Genomic DNA, 16,455 nt, shown 5'->3' on the forward strand with positions numbered 1-16,455 from the left:
AAAGCATCTAAACTAAACATAGGGCAGGTTGCTGGATTTGTTGTTATTTTCAGCTTACTACCTGTCCTTTTCCTTATCCCGAACTCAGGTTAATTTTGTGTTTAAACGGCTGTTTGGGCTAAGAGAGAGTCGAGTTGACCTTGTGTATCCAATTGATAAAGATCATCACAGCCACCAACATGCTGATTATTGATGAAAATCTGGGGTACTGTGCGGCGTCCATTAGCTCGTTCTGCCATTTTAGCTCTGGCTGCTTCGTCGCCGTCGATTTTGTATTCTTGGAATTCAACGCCTTTCCACCACAGCAGCATCTTAGCGCGGATACAGTAAGGGCAAGTTTGCCAGGTGTAGATTTCGACGTTAGCTTTAACTCGCTCTGGATGGCGATTTAACAAGGGATTGAGAAAATCCAGCATATTTGCATCTTATCGATTTGTGTGAATTGTCTCTAGCCTAGATCATTGCTGGCATTGTTCATCGCATTGGGGCTGGAACCCATTTTTGGAAACTGTCTAAATGATTCCAGTAAGCCAAATAACTAGCTAATGCCCAAATCAGCGCCGCTACGATTAACACTGCTGCACCAATTAACCGCCAGGTTCGGTTTGGTTTCCAATAGAAAGTTTTTAATTTTACCCTTCCCCAGAAGCGATCACGCCATTGCATCCCTTCTTCCTCTGGTTCTGAGACTAGTTTTATCCTTGTTTGCGCTGCTGTTCTAGATGTTGGCGGTGAATTTCAGGGAAATTCTCTAAATCTTCTAATGACTTGGGTGCTGGGTAAACTTTGGCGTTGGGGTTTTGGAACCTGTCAATGTAGATTTGAAGCGCTTCTTCATCTTCCCTATGCTCAAGGATATATTGACGAAATTCGGGACGGGTCATTGTTGTGAAATCAGGCTTGCTCACAAATACCTCCAATATCCATTGGTGTTAATGATGATTTCTGTTTCGTCCCCAGCCAAGATAAATACGTCTTTTGTACGACTATCTACAGTTACTAAATATATTGGTACATACATTTTAGTTAATCTGTAGCTGAGAATGAAACAGGTTTCGATTTGTTCTTGCGTTGGCATATTCTGAAGCGCACCTTCCAATTGCAAACCAAACCATCTTTGAAAGTAAAACTCTATAGATAAATAAATTTGAGTTTTACCTGATAAAGCTTTTAACTAGCTAAGTTTGATAAGCTGTTGCTTAAGTAGAGTTATTAACAGTTTTTGAACTATACCAAATAAAGTACCAATAAGAGGAGTAGGCACAGTTAAGAGATATCGGCGGAAAGTTTTGACATCGAAGGTCCAAACGGGTAGCTCATCATTCATCGTGTATAAAGTGCGTAGCTGCTGAATTTTTTCAGATTTTTTCTTAAAAGTTTCTGTGTCTTCAGCCAGACTAGTATAAATTCCTGAATACTCTGCTCGGAATTGTCGAGCAATTTTATGTAAAGACTCTTCTTTAGCTTTTTTCATACCGCTATGTGCTGCCAGCAATGGCCCAAAAAAACATACCACTGATAGAAAAATATACAATGGAATTACGAGATGAACAAACGAGAATCCTTTTCCGACATCTTGTGTAATCACCTGATACTCAATCACGCCAATCCAGATACCCAAAACACTAACTAGATAGGCGGTTTTAAGCGAGTAATCACTCAGACATTGAAGACCGCCACAGCGATCAGGATGAAGAGGATTAATATCGAGATTCTTCTTCCCTAAAATTTTATAGAAAATCCAAATATTTGTAATTAGATTGAGGACAAGTATACTACCCATATATACGACTGCAAATGTGGCAATCGTAATGGTCAATCCTGGCAGAAGACTAGAGCTAGTCCAACTGTCTTCTAATCTAGGTCTGACTATAAAAACAATAATGCTGAAAAAGATAGCACTGGCAAGTGCAGAAAGTTTGCGCCATTTTTGAGAATAAAGGTTAATAACGAGTTGATCAATCTCTAATTTGTCAATTTCTAATACGTCAGATGTTTCAAGGTCTTGAATTACTTTATTGATTGCTTTAAAACTCCACAAGTAATATCCCAATGTAACTGGACTGATAAAGATTCCTACAAACCAGGGAATCCAGTCTTGAAGCAACCCCATCTGCCCTGGCTTAGACCATAGTGTATTACTTACCCATCCAATAAACAAATAAACTCCAATAGCAGTAACTGCTGCCAAAAGTGCAAAAGTTAGAGGGAAAAGACGAAGTTTTTCAATTACTAAATATGCAACAGGATCAAAACGGTATAGATTTCGTTGTTGAGAGAGCTTATGGTTCGTCATTTTTTATTTGATAATGAGTCAGGTAAATAACACCATACATATTTAGGAGTGACTGTGCCAATTTTGGCAAAATCCGGATTTCTCACAATTGACAAATCCAGAATTAGTCATCGCATTGGGGCTGGAACCCATTTTTGGAAACTGTCTAAATGATTCCAGTAAGCCAAATAACCAGTCAACGCCCAAATTAGCGCTGCTATGATCAACACAGCTGCACCAATTAACCGCCAAGTTCTGTTTGTTTTCCAGTAGAGAGTTGGTGCAGCACAAACGCCACTCAATCTGGTGAGAATAAAGCCTATTCCTGACATTAATGGTTGTTGTGTAATACCCAAGTTGATGATGCGGAAACCGATAACAATTGCAACCAAACCTGCGAAGAAAGCGTAAATTGCCAGCGTTAGTAAATCCCATCCCAAAGAAAGGGCGATCGCAGCTGCAATAAACAAGATGCCAAATAAAAGTGTCGTTTCACCGAAAGCGATGTTAAAACTACCCCTAATTGGCCAAGTAAAGCTCATGTGTAATCCAGTTGTGAATGCGATCGCACCTGTAACTCCAAAGCCAGGAATCCACCGTTTCTGATTATCGCTATCTATGCCGCGATATACGTAATCTGCCAGTAAAAATAACCCGGCGACCATATTGATCAACATGAGTGTGATGTAGTCAATAAACACGATTTACCTCTAGATGGCTTTCTGTTGTTACTATAATTTTCTAATTAATTGAGATTAATTACTATTTATTGGGACAGTTGAAAACACAGAAAGATGTCACAACTAGCACTTGACAAAATTTATAGCAGCAAAACTTAACATACAGGAGTAGCAAGACTATTTTCCACGTGTATCCGCCCTTTGGTAGACTTGAAGACTGGAATAGCTAGATAAAACGACGCTAAGTCAAGCAGTTGAGAGGGCGACTCTGTGGAAAATACACTTGGATTAGAGATTATTGAGGTAGTTGAGCAAGCCGCGATCGCATCCGCCAAGTGGATGGGTAAAGGCGAAAAAAACACTGCTGACCAAGTGGCAGTGGAAGCAATGCGGGAACGGATGAACAAAATTTATATGCGTGGTCGCATTGTGATTGGCGAAGGCGAACGCGATGATGCCCCCATGTTATATATAGGGGAAGAGGTAGGTATCTGCTCCCGTCCAGATGCTAAAGACTTCTGTAACCCAGATGAATTAATCGAAATTGACATTGCCGTTGACCCTTGTGAAGGTACGAACTTGGTAGCATACGGACAACCAGGCTCGATGGCTGTATTGGCAATTTCGGAAAAAGGTGGATTATTCGCGGCTCCTGACTTCTACATGAAGAAGTTAGCAGCACCCCCAGCAGCTAAGGGCAAGGTGGACATCAACAAGTCAGCAACAGAAAACCTCAAAATTCTCTCCGAGTGTCTAGATCGCTCTATTGAAGAACTTGTGGTAGTCGTGATGAAGCGCGAACGCCACAACGATTTGATTAAAGAAATCCGCGACGCTGGGGCGAGAGTGCAACTGATTTCCGATGGTGATGTGGGTGCAGCCATATCTTGTGGTTTTGCTGGTACTAATATCCATGCGCTGATGGGTATCGGTGCTGCCCCTGAAGGCGTTATTTCCGCAGCCGCTATGCGTGCTTTAGGTGGACATTTCCAAGGTCAGCTAATCTACGATCCAGCAGTCGTCAAAACAGGTTTAATTGGCGAAAGCAAAGAAGCCAACCTAGAGCGTCTGCGGTCTATGAATATCAATGACCCGGATAAGGTCTACGATGCTCATGAACTCGCATCTGGTGAAACTATCCTGTTTGCTGGTAGTGGTATCACCTCTGGAAATCTGATGGAAGGTGTACGCTTTTTCAAAGGCGGGGCTAGAACTCAAAGCCTAGTTATTTCCAACCAGTCAAAAACGGCTCGGTTTGTGGATACCATCCACCTGTTTGATGAGCCTAAGACCGTACAATTGCGTTAAAGAGTGAGGAGTTAGGAGTTATGAATTCGCTTCCTAACTCCTTTACTGACCATTCACCACTTACCATTTACCATTTAGCAATTACCAATTAGCAGATGAATATAGCAGTGGTGGGGTTAAGCCATAAAACAGCCCCAGTAGAAATCCGGGAAAAGCTGAGCATTCCAGAACCTCAAACAGAAAGCGCGATCGCTCAACTTACCAGCTATCCCCATATTGACGAAGTTGCCATACTCAGTACTTGTAACCGCCTGGAAATTTATATCGTGACGAGTGAAACAGAACACGGTATCCGGGAGGTAACTCAGTTTCTTGGCGAATACAGTAAATTGCCTGTAATATCTTTACGACAACATCTGTTTATGTTGCTGCATGATGACGCTGTGATGCATGTCATGCGCGTTGCAGCTGGTTTAGATAGTTTAGTCCTTGGCGAAGGACAAATTCTGGCTCAGGTTAAGAATACCCACAAACTGGGGCAGCAATATAACGGTATAAAAACAATTTTGAATCGGTTATTTAAACAAGCTTTAACAGCAGGTAAGCGAGTTCGTACAGAAACTAGCATTGGTACTGGGGCAGTCTCCATCAGTTCGGCAGCGGTGGAGTTAGCGCACATGAAGGTGGAAAATTTAGCTGCTTGCCGAGTGGCAATTCTCGGTGCTGGTAAAATGTCGCGCTTGTTGGTACAGCATTTAATTTCTAAAGGTGCTGGGCAAATTAGTATTTTAAATCGCTCTCGCGATCGCGCCTTAGAATTGGCTAAGCTGTTCCCCGATCAGCCTCTGGAAATTTATTCTCTATCAGAAATGATGACAGTAATTTCTCAGAGCCATTTGGTATTTACCAGTACTTCTTCAACAGACCCAATACTGGATCGGGCTAAATTAGAAATGGTTTTAGAGCCTAAGCAGCCTCTAATGCTATTTGATATTTCCGTACCACGCAACGTCCATGCAGACGTCAATGAGCTAGCCAATGTGCAAGCTTTTAATGTGGACGATTTGAAGGCTGTAGTCGCGCAAAACTACGAAAGCCGTCGGAAAATGGCTCAAGAGGCTGAGAAAATATTAGATGAAGAAGTAGAAGCTTTTGATGTTTGGTGGCGTAGTCTAGAAACTGTCTCCACCATTAGCTGTCTGCGCAATAAAGTCGAAACTATCCGCGAACAAGAATTAGAAAAAGCATTGTCGCGCTTGGGTTCGGAATTTGCAGAAAAACATCAAGAAGTAATCGAAGCTTTAACAAGAGGAATAGTTAACAAAATTTTACACGATCCGATGGTGCAATTGCGAGCGCAGCAGGATGTGGAAGCCAGACGCCGATGTATGCAGACTCTGCAAATGTTATTTAACTTAGATGCAGAGGAACAGTTTAGCTAAATTAGCTAAATCTGGACTTAGCATTATTGGTGCGTTGGGCTGAATTCTAACGCACTAATAATGCACCGTGTCATAGCTTTTTGCTCGTCGCCAAAGATTTCAAGTTGCCTAATTGTTGGCTTTGTTCTTGTAGTCTTACAGTTAAGCGATCGCATACTAATTCGCATAAGCGCAAACATATCGGATCGGCGATTTCATAAATTACGCTGACACCTATTGGTGTTCTTTTAACAATACCAGCCTGAGTCAAAACTTTGAGATGCTTAGATACATTTGCCTGTCCTAGTCCAGTTGCAGCGATAATTTCTGTGGCATTTTTTACACTAGGTTTTAAACAACACAAAACTTGTAACCAACTGACTTCAGATAGTACTTTGAAATAGTCGGCAACTGGGCTTAAGGCACCAGGAACTATCTCTGATATGAAAAATTAAAAATAAATTTATGGGCTTATATTTACTATCATATTATATAGTAATATAAGGTTTTCCTCGGCAATTCGTATTAATAGCCGTTTTCAGGTTGTTTGTACATGGCTAAAGCTAGAAAATTCAGAGTTGTTTGCGATCGCGAAAAATGCTCCAAGCTTCTGGACTCAGCAATATTTTGATTATTTATTAATAGACATTGTAAATAGGACAACAATTATTATTAATCAAAGACATAGCAAAACCTATGTTAGTATATTTAAGCTTTTTAGGTAATAGAACTTTGCTAAGTATATTTCTAGTTACTCGCAAACATTAAAATTAATGGTGTAAGCTAAAAGGAATTCTTATACAAACTTTTCCTCTTAGAGTATCACCATTAAAGAACAATTTAGAGATTGAGCAGATTAGATTTTTAACAGAATTGTTAACACTTGCATGAGCGAATTGCTTAGAGAACAGGCCGAGTTCTAACTTTATAGTCCATTAAAGCGCCTTGGCTGATGACATTTTTCCCATTTCTTCTGCTGGTGGGAATTTGTCCTTTTTGCAGAGCCATATACAGAGTACTTTGGTCTACGCCTAAGAATCTAGCTGCTTCTACCAAGGAAGTACCTTGCTTGGATATACTTGCTTTCCATCTATTCCGACTTGTGAATGGTCTCAACATAGCGAAATGTAAAGAACAACTTAAGAAATCTCAACTTTTGACAGAACAAATCGCAAAATTAACAATAGTTCACAATAAAGCAAAACACCCCCTCTGCCTGTTTAGAGGAGAACAACATAGCTAATTCGATTTCTTTCTAATTAGATCGAAGTCGAATTTGATTATAACAAACTATGAGGAAAGAACAGTTTCAGACTTTACTGCAATTTTTTAAAGCTTTAGCGGATGAAAGCCGATTAAAAATTGTAGGTATTCTAGCTAACCAAGAGTGTAGTGTTGAAGAATTAGCAGTGCTATTACAACTCAAGGAACCGACAGTATCCCATCATTTGTCAAAACTCAAGGAACTGAATTTGGTGACTATGCGCCCTGAGGGTAATAGCCGCTTCTACCAATTAGATAGCGAAGCTTTGCAAAATATTAGCAAGGAAATTTTTACCCCAGAGAAAATAGCATCCTTAATTGGAGATGTAGATACTGAAGCTTGGGAAAGCAAAGTCTTAAGCAACTACTTAGAGCACGATCACAACTATACAGAGGAAGTACAACGCCTCAAGGAAATTCCTGCTAGCCGCAAAAAGCGCTTAGTCATTCTCAAGTGGTTGGCGAGTAAATTTGAGCAAGGGGTTCAATATCCAGAACGAGCAGTGAATGAAACCCTAAAGCGCTATCATCCTGACTACGCTACCTTGCGGCGGGAGTTAATTGGTTACCAGTTAATGCAGCGAGAAAATGGGGTTTATTGGCGGTATAACACAGATGTCAAACCAGTCTCTAATACTGTCTTATAAGATGGTGCTGCCAGAGCAGATGTATACATTAATTTAAATATACTACTAATTAGATGTCTATCTAATTAGTGGTTATGCATAAAGAGCAGTTTCAATTCTTGCTGCATTTTTTCAAGGCTTTGGCAGACGAGAGTCGATTGAAAATTGTAGGTATTTTAGCTAATCAGGATTGCAGCGTTGAGGAATTGGCGGTGCTACTACAACTTAAAGAGCCGACTGTATCACATCATCTAATGAAACTCAAAGAATTAGAATTGGTGAGTATGCACCCTGAAGGTAACACCCACTTCTATCGATTAGAAAGTGAGATATTGCAAAACTTAAGTAAGAAAGTTTTCACAACCGAGAAAATAGCATCTTTAGTTGAGAGCTTTGATAGTGATGTGTGGGCTAACAGAGTATTGCAAAACTATACAGAAGGTGAGGAACCTGCCCAAAGCCTCAAGGAAATTCCTGCTAGCCGCAAAAAGCGCCTAGTGATTCTTCAGTGGCTGGTAAGCAAATTTGAGCAGGAGGTTCAGTACCCTGAAAGTATAGTGAATGAAGTTATCAAGCGTTATCATTCTGATTGCGCTACTCTGCGGCGCGAGTTGATTGCTTCTCAATTAATGCAGCGAGAAAATGGCGTTTATTGGAGGAAATGAGAGCGTGTTAGTAAGTGGGTGTCTTGCTTGTAATGTCCTAGCTGGAAAAGTTAAAGCTCCTGGGGGAACGATTTACGAAGACGATTATTGGATTGTCGAACATTCTTTAGTTCCTGTTCTGTTGTCGGGATATTTAATTATCAAACTTAAAAGACATTGCGAAAATTTAGCAGATTTGACACCACAAGAAGCTATTGCTTTAGGCCCCATTATCCGAAAAACCTGTTTGGCATTATCGCGGGTAATGAAACCAGCCAAGATTCATGTTTGTTCTTGGGGTGAACAAGTTCAGCACATCCACTTTCACGTTATTCCCCGCGCCTGGGATATGCCAGTAGGTAATCTTCAATTGTTAATTTACTTGCGTTTCAAAAAGTTAGCCAATCAACTAAGTTTTGGCAAGTGGATAAGCGCTGAAGCAGCCGCAGCAGTAGCAGCAAAAGTGCGCCATGAAATCGAACATTTATGATTGAGTGGGAATTATAGTTAACAACTGTAATATCCCATCTCCAATGCCGCCTTATCTGTTATTTTCCTAGATAGGCTTCCAAAACTTTTGGATTAGTTTGAATTTCTGCGGGTGTACCCTCAGCTAGATTTTTTCCTTCAGCCAGCACCCAAACACGATCGCACAAGGACATGATCACATCCATATTGTGTTCGATAATCAGAAACGTCATGCCATCTTGGCGGTTCCAGTTGAGAATGCGATCGCAAATATCATCAATCAATCTGGGATTCACCCCAGCGGCTGGTTCATCTAACAAAATTAACTTGGGATTAGTCATCAGCGCCCGTCCCATTTCTAGTAGCTTGCGTTGTCCTCCAGACAAACCACCAGCATAGTCATGGGCTTTTTTTGCCAATCCCACTGACTCTAACAAGAACATCGCTTGTTCTTTTAATTGCTTTTCTTCCTTCGCCACAACCTGCGGTTGTAACTGCACCTGCCAAAAATTCTCACCAGTTTGTTTTTGCGCCGCCAGTAGCATATTTTCTAACACCGACAACCGTGAGAGAGTCCGGGCTACCTGAAAGGTACGAATTATTCCTTGTTGGGCGATCTGGTATGGTTGCAGGTGATGAATTGGTTCGCCATCAAAAACTACTCGCCCTTTATCTGGACGGATGAAATTAGACAGTAAGTTAAAAAAGGTAGTTTTGCCAGCACCATTAGGACCAATTAATCCTGTGATGCTGCCTTTAGCTACTTCTATATTGGCGTCATTGACTGCTTTGATACCACCAAAGCTTTTAGAAAGTCCAGTGGCCGCCAGCAGGGGAAGTTGGGGTGACTGGTTATTTACCAAGGGTAAGTTCCTCCTTTTTCCCTAAGATACCTTGTGGACGCCAAATCATCAGTACCATCAAAATTAAACCGATAACCATGATGCGAAATGCACCCAGACGTGCTTCGTCAAGGGGAATGATTTTAGGTAAGACTTCGCGAGTAATAGCATCATAAGCAAAGTAAACCACCGCACCCAAAATTGTGCCGATATTATTACCAGAACCGCCTAAAATCACCATGATCCAAGCGTCAAAAGTTAGCTGTGGTTGGAAATTATCTGGGTAAACAGCACTGAGTTGCCAAGCGAAGAAACCACCAGCAATGCCGGCGATCGCACCGCCTAACATCAGCGATTGTAATTTATACCAAAAAACATTTTTCCCTAGGGCTTTGGGAATTTCCTCATCTTCGCGGATAGCTTTGAGGACTCGACCCCAAGGCGATCGCACCAACATTTCCAAGCGCCAGAATACAAATGCTAATACCAACAGCGATACCAGCATTAAACCCGCTTTAGGAATGTAGTTATACAGGGTGATGATCCCAGATATATAAATAATTACTGCCAACAACCCCAAGATTATCCCCACTCCCAAACGGGATGCAAATTCTTGTTTGCTAGTTTTTCTTGTCAATGTTTCGGTAACACCAGAGACTCTGGTAGTGCGAATCCACCGCCACAATGAAAAGACAGTTACAGCCAAAAGCAGCGTCAGCAGTGTTATCATCAGTAATCTAAAAAATAAATTGGGTGTTGTTGATAGAGGTATAGGGTAACTTTGGATACCAAACGCTCCAGATATCCAAGTGTCACCCACGGGTAAATCCTGGTTATTCACCACCAAACGAATTAGTTCTCCCACGCCGATGGTGACAATTCCCAGATAATCTTCTCGCAAGCGCAGAGTAGCGAAACCAATTACCAAGCCCAACAAGGCGGCGACAATTGCCCCGACAACTGCGGACAATAGTATAGGAACACCCTTTAAGCTCAACAATACCGTTGTATATGCTCCCAAGGTCATAAAAGCAATATGACCAAAATTAATTAACCCTGTAAAACCCCACTGCAAGTTCAGTCCCAAACCGAACAGCGCAAAAGTGGCTGTAGAAATTGCTAAAAAGATTAAATATTCAAACATACGAATTTATTTAATAGTCATTTGTCATTGGGCATTGGGCATTGGGCAAGAGTCAATAATCAATGGTCATTTGTCTCCCCTGCCCCTCTGCCCCCAGATTGTAGAGGATCGTGCCGACTTGCGGTTAACCATTGCCAATTTTGTGGGCATACTATGGTTGGGTTAGGGGTAATAACTAAATATATGAATTTGCTGCGAACGAGAATCCATCACTTAATCGAGCAGTTAGAGGATGAAGATCTGCAAAGCACTTGGGACGTTGTCCACAACCTGCATTGTGACTTTTATATGCTCAAAGCCATAGAACAAGTCAAGCGATCGCAGCAACCGTGGGACATCTTAACCCAAGAAGAAGCGATTCGACTGTTAATGTTTTTCTGAGTGACGCCTTGTGATTGTAGAAGTGCGCTATGCCAGATCTTTTTTATTAGATCTGAAGAATTTAGAACCATCTGCCTACGAGCAGGTGTATGAATTTGTCTTTGCCGAGTTCCCCCACCATTGGCAGATGCGTTCTGTCCCAGAACTACGGCAACTGGATAGTGAGGGTATATTTCATCGCTTTACGATAGATAATTATTTAATTGGAATCGAAGTCAGGGGAGAAATTGTTAAATTTTTGCGTGTCATACCTATGCCGGATGTCTAAAGACATAAGTTAAGTCAACACTTAAAACTGTATAAGGCAAAGCAGGGATCGCTATAACCTTACATTAAACTGGTTTTTGAAAAACACTTTACTTGAGATTTCCCTATGGATGCTAGGGCACTTTGGCAACGATACCAGAATTGGTTATATTTCCACGAGGGATTAGGACTGTACTTAGATGTGAGCCGGATGCGGTTTGATGATACCTTTGTGGAATCGTTGCGGCCGAAGTTTGATAAGGCGTTTACGGATATGGCAGCACTGGAGAAGGGTGCGATCGCCAATCCGGACGAAAATCGCATGGTTGGACATTACTGGCTGCGAAATCCTGATTTAGCACCTACTCCAGAACTTACGCAAGAAATTGTCCAAACCCTAGAACAAATTGAAGCCTTTGCAGAAAAAATTCAAACAGGTGCTATTCATCCTCCCAGAGCTCAACGCTTCACTGATATTATCTCCATTGGCATCGGTGGTTCTGCCCTCGGCCCTGAATTTGTCGCTGAAGCCCTCTCCCCTGATTTTCCACCTCTGAAAATTCACTTTATCGACAATAGCGATCCGGCGGGGATCGATCGCATTCTCACTCACTTGCGAAATAGCCTCGCCAGCACTTTAGTCTTGGTAATTTCTAAATCTGGAGGAACACCTGAACCACGCAACGGCATGATTGAAGTCAAAAAAGCCTATGCTGGGCAAAATTTGGAATTTGCTCAATATGCCGTAGCTATTACCAGCGTGGATAGCAACTTAGATAAAGTAGCTAAAGCTGAAGGCTGGCTGGCTAGGTTTCCCATGTATGACTGGGTAGGAGGACGCACCTCAGAAATGTCTACTGTTGGGCTAGTACCAGCTGCATTGCAAGGCATTGATATTCGCGCCATGCTAGAGGGTGCCAAAGAAATGGATGACGCTACCCGACAAGCTGACATCAAAAATAACCCAGCAGCCCTACTTGCCTTATCTTGGTACTTTTCTGGCAATGGCAAAGGTGAAAAAGACATGGTTGTGCTTCCTTACAAGGACAGCTTGCTTTTGTTCAGTCGCTATTTGCAACAGCTGGTAATGGAATCCTTGGGTAAGGAAAAAGACTTAGATGGTAACACCGTCTATCAAGGGATTGCCGTTTACGGCAACAAAGGCTCAACGGATCAACATGCTTATGTTCAGCAGTTGCGCGAAGGTGTACCAAATTTCTTTGTTACCTTCATCGAAGTTTTAGAAGATCGTAAAAGTCCATCTCCAGAAATCGATCCTGGTGTCACCTCAGGCGATTATCTTTCTGGTTTTCTGCAAGGAACTCGACAAGCGCTTTACGAAAATCAGCGCGATTCAATTACAGTCACTATTCCCCAAGTTAATGCTCGTACTGTCGGAGCGTTAATTGCTTTGTATGAGCGTGCTGTTGGTTTGTATGCTAGCTTGGTCAACATCAACGCTTACCATCAACCAGGGGTAGAAGCTGGTAAAAAAGCCGCCGCGACTATTCTTGACTTACAAAAACGCGTTTTAGAAGTGCTGCAAAACGAAAAATCTGCCTTTTCTTTAGAAGAAATTGCCGAGAAAGCAGGTGCAGCCGAACAAACTGAGGCAATTTACAAAATTCTGCGTCACTTGCACGCCAATCAACGAGGTGTGGTGTTGCATGGAAATCTTGGACAACCCAGTAGTTTAAAAGTTTCTGCCGACTGACGGACACATCTAGAACATCAATCTGACTCCCTGCCGCTATTGTTGCCAATGCAACAATTTTTTATGGTTAAGCATCCTAAGAGTTGAAGCTCAAACTTCTATTTTTCGGATGCTTAACTCTTGTACAGCAGTTTCCATATTTTTAGACACACTCTTGGATTCTCCTCTGCGACTCTGCGGCTCTGCGTGATAAAAAAGTTGAATCCCAGCAACGGAATTGACTATACATTGAAACTCTTAATTATTTGAGACAAATGCTCGATAAAATCTTCATCAGCCCAGTAACCATCATGGCTTTGGGGATTCCACGATTGCCAAAGATTACCTGAATCAATTTCTATATCCTTTTCTACTACTAAATCATAAGAAGGAGATAAAGGTTTCAATGGCCATCCTAAAACATCATCTTTGTCGTAATAGTTAAACCATTTAAAATTAGCACTGGGCTTAGAGATTGCTACAATCTCTGCAAATCCAGCTACAAATAAGGGAATATTGCAGCCAGTAGTAAATAGATATCGGAGAGATTTCAACTTCAAAAAATCTTCTTGTTCTGGTTGAAATTGTGGATAATCAGAGCTACCTAACTGCCAAATACCTTTATTTCTCTGAATATCCCAAAGATAGTTAGAGATAACTTGGCAACCTAAAGAATGAGCTAAAATGATGATAGGCACATCATTATTAGAAAATTGTTCTTTGGCAATTTTTAAAGAATAAATAATAGATTTTTGAATTTTTTTGTAAACACTGCCATCATCTGTTGCACGATGCTCTATTGCAGATGCATCGCTAAATCCAAACAGCATAAATTTTCGCAAATCTTGCCAAGATAGAGGTGCGCTTTGCCGCATTTTTTCCCAGACACTATATTGGTAATCTTGCAGATCGGACTGATAGTGAATTGGCTCAAAGTGAACTTTAGCCCAAATATCTTTACCTAAAGGTTTTTCTAGAGACTGTTTGAGAATTTGATAATAGTTTTTATCAGTTTCTCCCATACCATGTATAGTGAGAAATGCTAATTTTTTAGCCATAAATGAATTACTGAAGCGTGTGAGTCTGGTTAGTTTATCAGGAGTTTATGCGATAGAGGATGGGGGGTATTGGGTCCATCGCATTTATGTTTTTGTTAAATTAATTTAAGCTTGAGCGATGTCTACGATGGTCACTGAGCTTGCCGAAGTGCGGGCTACGCCTACGCACCCATTGGCATGAAAAATTGTGTTCATATCTATATGTCTGGAAATATCTTTAAGAATTTGATAGATGTAAAATGAATTCAAAGCAGTAACCAGAATTGAGGTTAAAAGTGTGATGCAATCAACACCAAAACAACCTGCACGTAGAGGACGAATTTTTCCAGAAAGAACTTTATCACCAGAGGAATTGGCTAGGTGTAAAGCTGAAGATGAAGCATTTGATCGGCGTTGTTGGGCAATTTTTGAGCGTGTACGTCCCGATTTAATTGAAGAACACTATGGCTGGTATGTTGGTGTGGAGCCTGATAGTGGTGATTACTTCATTGATGCAGATAGAATGCAAGCTCACAAAAAAGTTCTAGAAAAGTACCCAAATAAGAGACATTTTGTATATTGTCTGAATGAGACGGGAACTACTGGCAGAATATGATTCAGGGTATTTTTGGTAGTGAGGGGCAGCTATTTTTTGAAATAGATTTGATTACTAATGATGGGCTAAATCTGCCTGTAGATGCTATGTTAGATACTGGTTTTACAGGCTTTTTAGCTATTAATAGACAAGATGTAAATGATCTTGATTGGGTTTACAGCGGTGAGGAACTTTTGCGAACTGCGCAGGGAGAAACAAGATTTTTGATTTATTCGGGTACGCTACTCTTGGATGAACAAGAGTATGAAATTCCTGTTTATGCAGGGAATGAAATTACAGAGGTATTGTTAGGTTCAGAGTGGCTGAAGATTTTGCCGTTAGTGGTGAATTATCAGGTTGGGATATTGACGCTGGGATAAAACAGATCGCACTTTTGAAACGAACCACGAAGGGCACGAAGGGCGCGAAGGTAAGATAACTAAAGGGGTAAGTCGCGTAGATAGTAAAAGCGATCGCTTTTCCAATCACTTCCTTTTTCTCGCCCTAGATAGCCTGTTAATGGTGAGGAAAGTTCAATCAAAATTTCGTGCATTTCTTGTTTTTGTAGTTTCTGTGGTGTATTTGAGCCAAAATACGCACCATGTAAAGTATCCACACCAGCAGAGTCTACACCTGAGTTTTGCAGATAATTTTTGACAAGCTGGATGATGTGCGATCGCAGACTAATTTCTTTGTAAACTTGGCCAATATATTTATCAACTTCGTCATCAGATTGACCAGATTTAAGGTAGTTTTTTAGCTTAAATAAATCTATTGAATTTCGATAGATACTTTGTAACTTGACTAATTTCTCAAGTGTTTCTGGGTTAATAATAGCCATATCTTGTACTTTTGCTGCATCTTGAAGTTGAGTTGTCGGTTCACCAGGGCCAATAATTAATTTAGTTGCTTGCTTAAATAATTCTTGACTTTTCAGGCGTAGCGTTCCCAAATTTAGTAGTTGTACAGCAGTATCGTTAGGAATTTTTTTACCAGCTTTACATTCTCCAACTAGTGGATATGGTTGTGAACAGAATAAATCTACGCCACCAGCACCACCTCTATGGAAATAATCAACGGTAAAGCCTAAAAACTCAAGGCTCTTGCGAACTATAATTTCAAAATCTGTCCCAGCTTGATAATTACTTTTTCCCTCATCTTCTTGCTGACTGCGATTACCCAATGCTGCAATTTTATTGATCCAATCTAAATTTGGATCGGGTTGCTTAATAAGTTTGTTACTACTCCAACCTAAAAATACTTTTATTTCGTCATCTAATTCTTTAGCAGCTGGGTTAGTAATACTAAAGGAGGCTAATGAACTCTGTAATTCTTCCACTTCAGGGTGCAGTGGTGGTTCTAATTTTTCTAACTGGCGTTTGCGTTGGGCGAAGATGCGATCGCTTAATACTAATTTTGTATCAAGAATATTCAAAGAAGGACGTAAAGGCACAAATTGACGATTTTGAGGTTGCACCGAAATCTCAATCGGTTGTAGTAGAGAGACGTGCAGGTAAGCTAAAAAAATATGAGATCGTTGTCCAAGCTCATACTGTAATGTTTTTTTTGTCCAGACTGTTAACTTCGATAAAGCATCAAAGGAATCAGTGGTGAACATTTTGCATCCTTCACACTTAGCCCAAGCGCTAATCAAAATTTTTTTAGAGTCTACTTTTGCTAAAGCTGTTTGGGCAGTAGGCAAAAAACTTGGGTGGTAGTATTGCTCTAGGGATTCTAAATTAATCAATACATTAGTTGGACAGAGAGCAAATTGCCGCCCTGGATTAATAAATCTTCCAGTAATTGCGGCAATGATTCGTCCTTCAGTTAATGCTTCAATATCGCAAGCTGGTAGGCAAAATGCTGTGTCCAGCACAAGTTTTTCGCTCATG

General features: G+C 40.9%; 22 protein-coding genes. 10 read left to right on the forward strand and 12 right to left on the reverse strand.

Annotated features, from left to right (window positions below):
- Positions 1 to 101 precede the first annotated feature (101 nt).
- The 6 genes from grxC to BV372_RS19660 all read right to left on the reverse strand — a co-directional run bounded on the left by grxC (position 102) and on the right by BV372_RS19660 (position 2,976).
- Positions 102 to 416 carry a glutaredoxin 3 gene (grxC, locus tag BV372_RS19635; RefSeq protein WP_086688180.1) on the reverse strand — a complete coding sequence of 105 codons (315 nt, stop codon included), beginning with the start codon at positions 414 to 416 and terminating at the stop codon, positions 102 to 104.
- Between the two features lie 58 nt (positions 417 to 474).
- Positions 475 to 666: a DUF981 family protein gene (locus BV372_RS19640; RefSeq protein WP_086688181.1), complete on the reverse strand. Its 192-nt coding sequence runs from the start codon at positions 664 to 666 to the stop codon at positions 475 to 477.
- Between the two features lie 29 nt (positions 667 to 695).
- Positions 696 to 908 (reverse strand): hypothetical protein, encoded by a 213-nt coding sequence (locus BV372_RS19645; RefSeq protein WP_086688182.1) that lies wholly within the window; start codon positions 906 to 908, stop codon positions 696 to 698.
- A complete protein-coding gene (locus BV372_RS38410) occupies positions 905 to 1,078 on the reverse strand; it encodes a hypothetical protein (RefSeq protein WP_086688183.1) in 174 nt (57 codons plus the stop codon). Before BV372_RS38410 ends, BV372_RS19645 begins: the two co-directional genes overlap by 4 nt.
- 96 nt (positions 1,079 to 1,174) lie before the next feature.
- A complete protein-coding gene (locus BV372_RS19655; RefSeq protein WP_179198157.1) occupies positions 1,175 to 2,296 on the reverse strand; it encodes a hypothetical protein in 1,122 nt (373 codons plus the stop codon).
- Between the two features lie 107 nt (positions 2,297 to 2,403).
- The gene (locus BV372_RS19660; protein WP_086688184.1) at positions 2,404 to 2,976 is read right to left on the reverse strand and encodes a DUF981 family protein; all 573 of its coding nucleotides are present in this window, start codon (positions 2,974 to 2,976) and stop codon (positions 2,404 to 2,406) included.
- A 249-nt stretch (positions 2,977 to 3,225) separates the two neighbouring features.
- On the opposite strand from BV372_RS19660, the gene glpX reads away from it, so the two are divergent.
- The gene (gene glpX, locus BV372_RS19665; protein ID WP_086688185.1) at positions 3,226 to 4,263 is read left to right on the forward strand and encodes a class II fructose-bisphosphatase; all 1,038 of its coding nucleotides are present in this window, start codon (positions 3,226 to 3,228) and stop codon (positions 4,261 to 4,263) included.
- Positions 4,264 to 4,358: 95 nt separating this feature from the next.
- Positions 4,359 to 5,645: a glutamyl-tRNA reductase gene (locus BV372_RS19670; RefSeq protein WP_086688186.1), complete on the forward strand. Its 1,287-nt coding sequence runs from the start codon at positions 4,359 to 4,361 to the stop codon at positions 5,643 to 5,645.
- Positions 5,646 to 5,715: 70 nt separating this feature from the next.
- On the opposite strand, the gene BV372_RS19675 is transcribed toward BV372_RS19670, so the two are convergent.
- Positions 5,716 to 6,069 carry a helix-turn-helix transcriptional regulator gene (locus BV372_RS19675; protein WP_086688187.1) on the reverse strand — a complete coding sequence of 118 codons (354 nt, stop codon included), beginning with the start codon at positions 6,067 to 6,069 and terminating at the stop codon, positions 5,716 to 5,718.
- Between the two features lie 455 nt (positions 6,070 to 6,524).
- Entirely contained in the window at positions 6,525 to 6,743 is a 219-nt protein-coding gene (locus BV372_RS19680; protein ID WP_086688188.1) for a helix-turn-helix domain-containing protein, read from the reverse strand.
- A gap of 173 nt (positions 6,744 to 6,916) precedes the next feature.
- Here BV372_RS19680 and BV372_RS19685 point away from each other — a divergent pair, with 173 nt between their 5' ends.
- The 3 genes from BV372_RS19685 (at position 6,917) to BV372_RS19695 (ending at position 8,647) form a co-directional block, all read left to right on the forward strand.
- Complete coding sequence (locus BV372_RS19685; RefSeq protein ID WP_086688189.1) at positions 6,917 to 7,534, forward strand: metalloregulator ArsR/SmtB family transcription factor; 618 nt, start codon at positions 6,917 to 6,919, stop codon at positions 7,532 to 7,534.
- 74 nt (positions 7,535 to 7,608) lie between these two features.
- Positions 7,609 to 8,178: a metalloregulator ArsR/SmtB family transcription factor gene (locus tag BV372_RS19690; protein WP_086688190.1), complete on the forward strand. Its 570-nt coding sequence runs from the start codon at positions 7,609 to 7,611 to the stop codon at positions 8,176 to 8,178.
- Between the two features lie 4 nt (positions 8,179 to 8,182).
- Positions 8,183 to 8,647, forward strand: a complete 465-nt coding sequence (locus BV372_RS19695; protein WP_179198158.1) for an HIT family protein — start codon at positions 8,183 to 8,185, stop codon at positions 8,645 to 8,647.
- A 58-nt stretch (positions 8,648 to 8,705) separates the two neighbouring features.
- On the opposite strand, the gene BV372_RS19700 is transcribed toward BV372_RS19695, so the two are convergent.
- Together BV372_RS19700 and BV372_RS19705 are read right to left on the reverse strand one after the other, a co-directional pair.
- Entirely contained in the window at positions 8,706 to 9,488 is a 783-nt protein-coding gene (locus BV372_RS19700) for an ABC transporter ATP-binding protein (protein WP_086688192.1), read from the reverse strand.
- Positions 9,478 to 10,611: a branched-chain amino acid ABC transporter permease gene (locus BV372_RS19705; protein ID WP_086688193.1), complete on the reverse strand. Its 1,134-nt coding sequence runs from the start codon at positions 10,609 to 10,611 to the stop codon at positions 9,478 to 9,480. The genes BV372_RS19700 and BV372_RS19705 overlap by 11 nt, the downstream gene beginning before the upstream one ends.
- A gap of 183 nt (positions 10,612 to 10,794) precedes the next feature.
- On the opposite strand from BV372_RS19705, the gene BV372_RS19710 reads away from it, so the two are divergent.
- From BV372_RS19710 to BV372_RS19720, 3 genes are all read left to right on the forward strand, one after another.
- Entirely contained in the window at positions 10,795 to 10,992 is a 198-nt protein-coding gene (locus BV372_RS19710) for a hypothetical protein (RefSeq protein WP_086688224.1), read from the forward strand.
- Between the two features lie 10 nt (positions 10,993 to 11,002).
- Positions 11,003 to 11,260: a cytotoxic translational repressor of toxin-antitoxin stability system gene (locus tag BV372_RS19715; protein ID WP_086688194.1), complete on the forward strand. Its 258-nt coding sequence runs from the start codon at positions 11,003 to 11,005 to the stop codon at positions 11,258 to 11,260.
- A 105-nt stretch (positions 11,261 to 11,365) separates the two neighbouring features.
- Entirely contained in the window at positions 11,366 to 12,952 is a 1,587-nt protein-coding gene (locus tag BV372_RS19720) for a glucose-6-phosphate isomerase (RefSeq protein ID WP_086688195.1), read from the forward strand.
- 221 nt (positions 12,953 to 13,173) lie between these two features.
- On the opposite strand, the gene BV372_RS19725 is transcribed toward BV372_RS19720, so the two are convergent.
- On the reverse strand, positions 13,174 to 13,989 hold the full coding sequence (locus tag BV372_RS19725) for a hypothetical protein (RefSeq protein ID WP_086688196.1): 816 nt from the start codon (positions 13,987 to 13,989) through the stop codon (positions 13,174 to 13,176).
- 277 nt (positions 13,990 to 14,266) lie between these two features.
- Between BV372_RS19725 and BV372_RS19730 the strand changes: the two genes are divergently transcribed.
- Together BV372_RS19730 and BV372_RS19735 are read left to right on the forward strand one after the other, a co-directional pair.
- A complete protein-coding gene (locus tag BV372_RS19730; RefSeq protein WP_086688197.1) occupies positions 14,267 to 14,584 on the forward strand; it encodes a hypothetical protein in 318 nt (105 codons plus the stop codon).
- Positions 14,581 to 14,943, forward strand: coding sequence for an aspartyl protease (locus tag BV372_RS19735; protein ID WP_086688198.1), 363 nt, complete (start codon positions 14,581 to 14,583; stop codon positions 14,941 to 14,943). Before BV372_RS19730 ends, BV372_RS19735 begins: the two co-directional genes overlap by 4 nt.
- A 59-nt stretch (positions 14,944 to 15,002) precedes the next feature.
- On the opposite strand, the gene BV372_RS19740 is transcribed toward BV372_RS19735, so the two are convergent.
- Entirely contained in the window at positions 15,003 to 16,454 is a 1,452-nt protein-coding gene (locus BV372_RS19740; RefSeq protein WP_086688199.1) for a DUF1802 family protein, read from the reverse strand.
- Between the last annotated feature and the right edge of the window lies 1 nt (position 16,455).

The organism is Nostoc sp. T09 (assembly GCF_002154695.1).
GTDB lineage: Bacteria > Cyanobacteriota > Cyanobacteriia > Cyanobacteriales > Nostocaceae > Aulosira.

What these genes read in the sequence shown, in the direction of transcription:
- grxC (WP_086688180.1), bottom strand. Translation starts at nt 416, where the DNA reads ATGCTGGATTTTCTCAATCCCTTGTTAAATCGCCATCCAGAGCGAGTT.
- BV372_RS19640 (WP_086688181.1), bottom strand. Translation starts at nt 666, where the DNA reads ATGCAATGGCGTGATCGCTTCTGGGGAAGGGTAAAATTAAAAACTTTC.
- BV372_RS38410 (WP_086688183.1), bottom strand. Translation starts at nt 1,078, where the DNA reads ATGCCAACGCAAGAACAAATCGAAACCTGTTTCATTCTCAGCTACAGA.
- BV372_RS19655 (WP_179198157.1), bottom strand. Translation starts at nt 2,296, where the DNA reads ATGACGAACCATAAGCTCTCTCAACAACGAAATCTATACCGTTTTGAT.
- BV372_RS19670 (WP_086688186.1), top strand. Translation starts at nt 4,359, where the DNA reads ATGAATATAGCAGTGGTGGGGTTAAGCCATAAAACAGCCCCAGTAGAA.
- BV372_RS19680 (WP_086688188.1), bottom strand. Translation starts at nt 6,743, where the DNA reads ATGTTGAGACCATTCACAAGTCGGAATAGATGGAAAGCAAGTATATCC.
- BV372_RS19685 (WP_086688189.1), top strand. Translation starts at nt 6,917, where the DNA reads ATGAGGAAAGAACAGTTTCAGACTTTACTGCAATTTTTTAAAGCTTTA.
- BV372_RS19690 (WP_086688190.1), top strand. Translation starts at nt 7,609, where the DNA reads ATGCATAAAGAGCAGTTTCAATTCTTGCTGCATTTTTTCAAGGCTTTG.
- BV372_RS19705 (WP_086688193.1), bottom strand. Translation starts at nt 10,611, where the DNA reads ATGTTTGAATATTTAATCTTTTTAGCAATTTCTACAGCCACTTTTGCG.
- BV372_RS19710 (WP_086688224.1), top strand. Translation starts at nt 10,795, where the DNA reads ATGAATTTGCTGCGAACGAGAATCCATCACTTAATCGAGCAGTTAGAG.
- BV372_RS19720 (WP_086688195.1), top strand. Translation starts at nt 11,366, where the DNA reads ATGGATGCTAGGGCACTTTGGCAACGATACCAGAATTGGTTATATTTC.
- BV372_RS19725 (WP_086688196.1), bottom strand. Translation starts at nt 13,989, where the DNA reads ATGGCTAAAAAATTAGCATTTCTCACTATACATGGTATGGGAGAAACT.
- BV372_RS19735 (WP_086688198.1), top strand. Translation starts at nt 14,581, where the DNA reads ATGATTCAGGGTATTTTTGGTAGTGAGGGGCAGCTATTTTTTGAAATA.
- BV372_RS19740 (WP_086688199.1), bottom strand. Translation starts at nt 16,454, where the DNA reads ATGAGCGAAAAACTTGTGCTGGACACAGCATTTTGCCTACCAGCTTGC.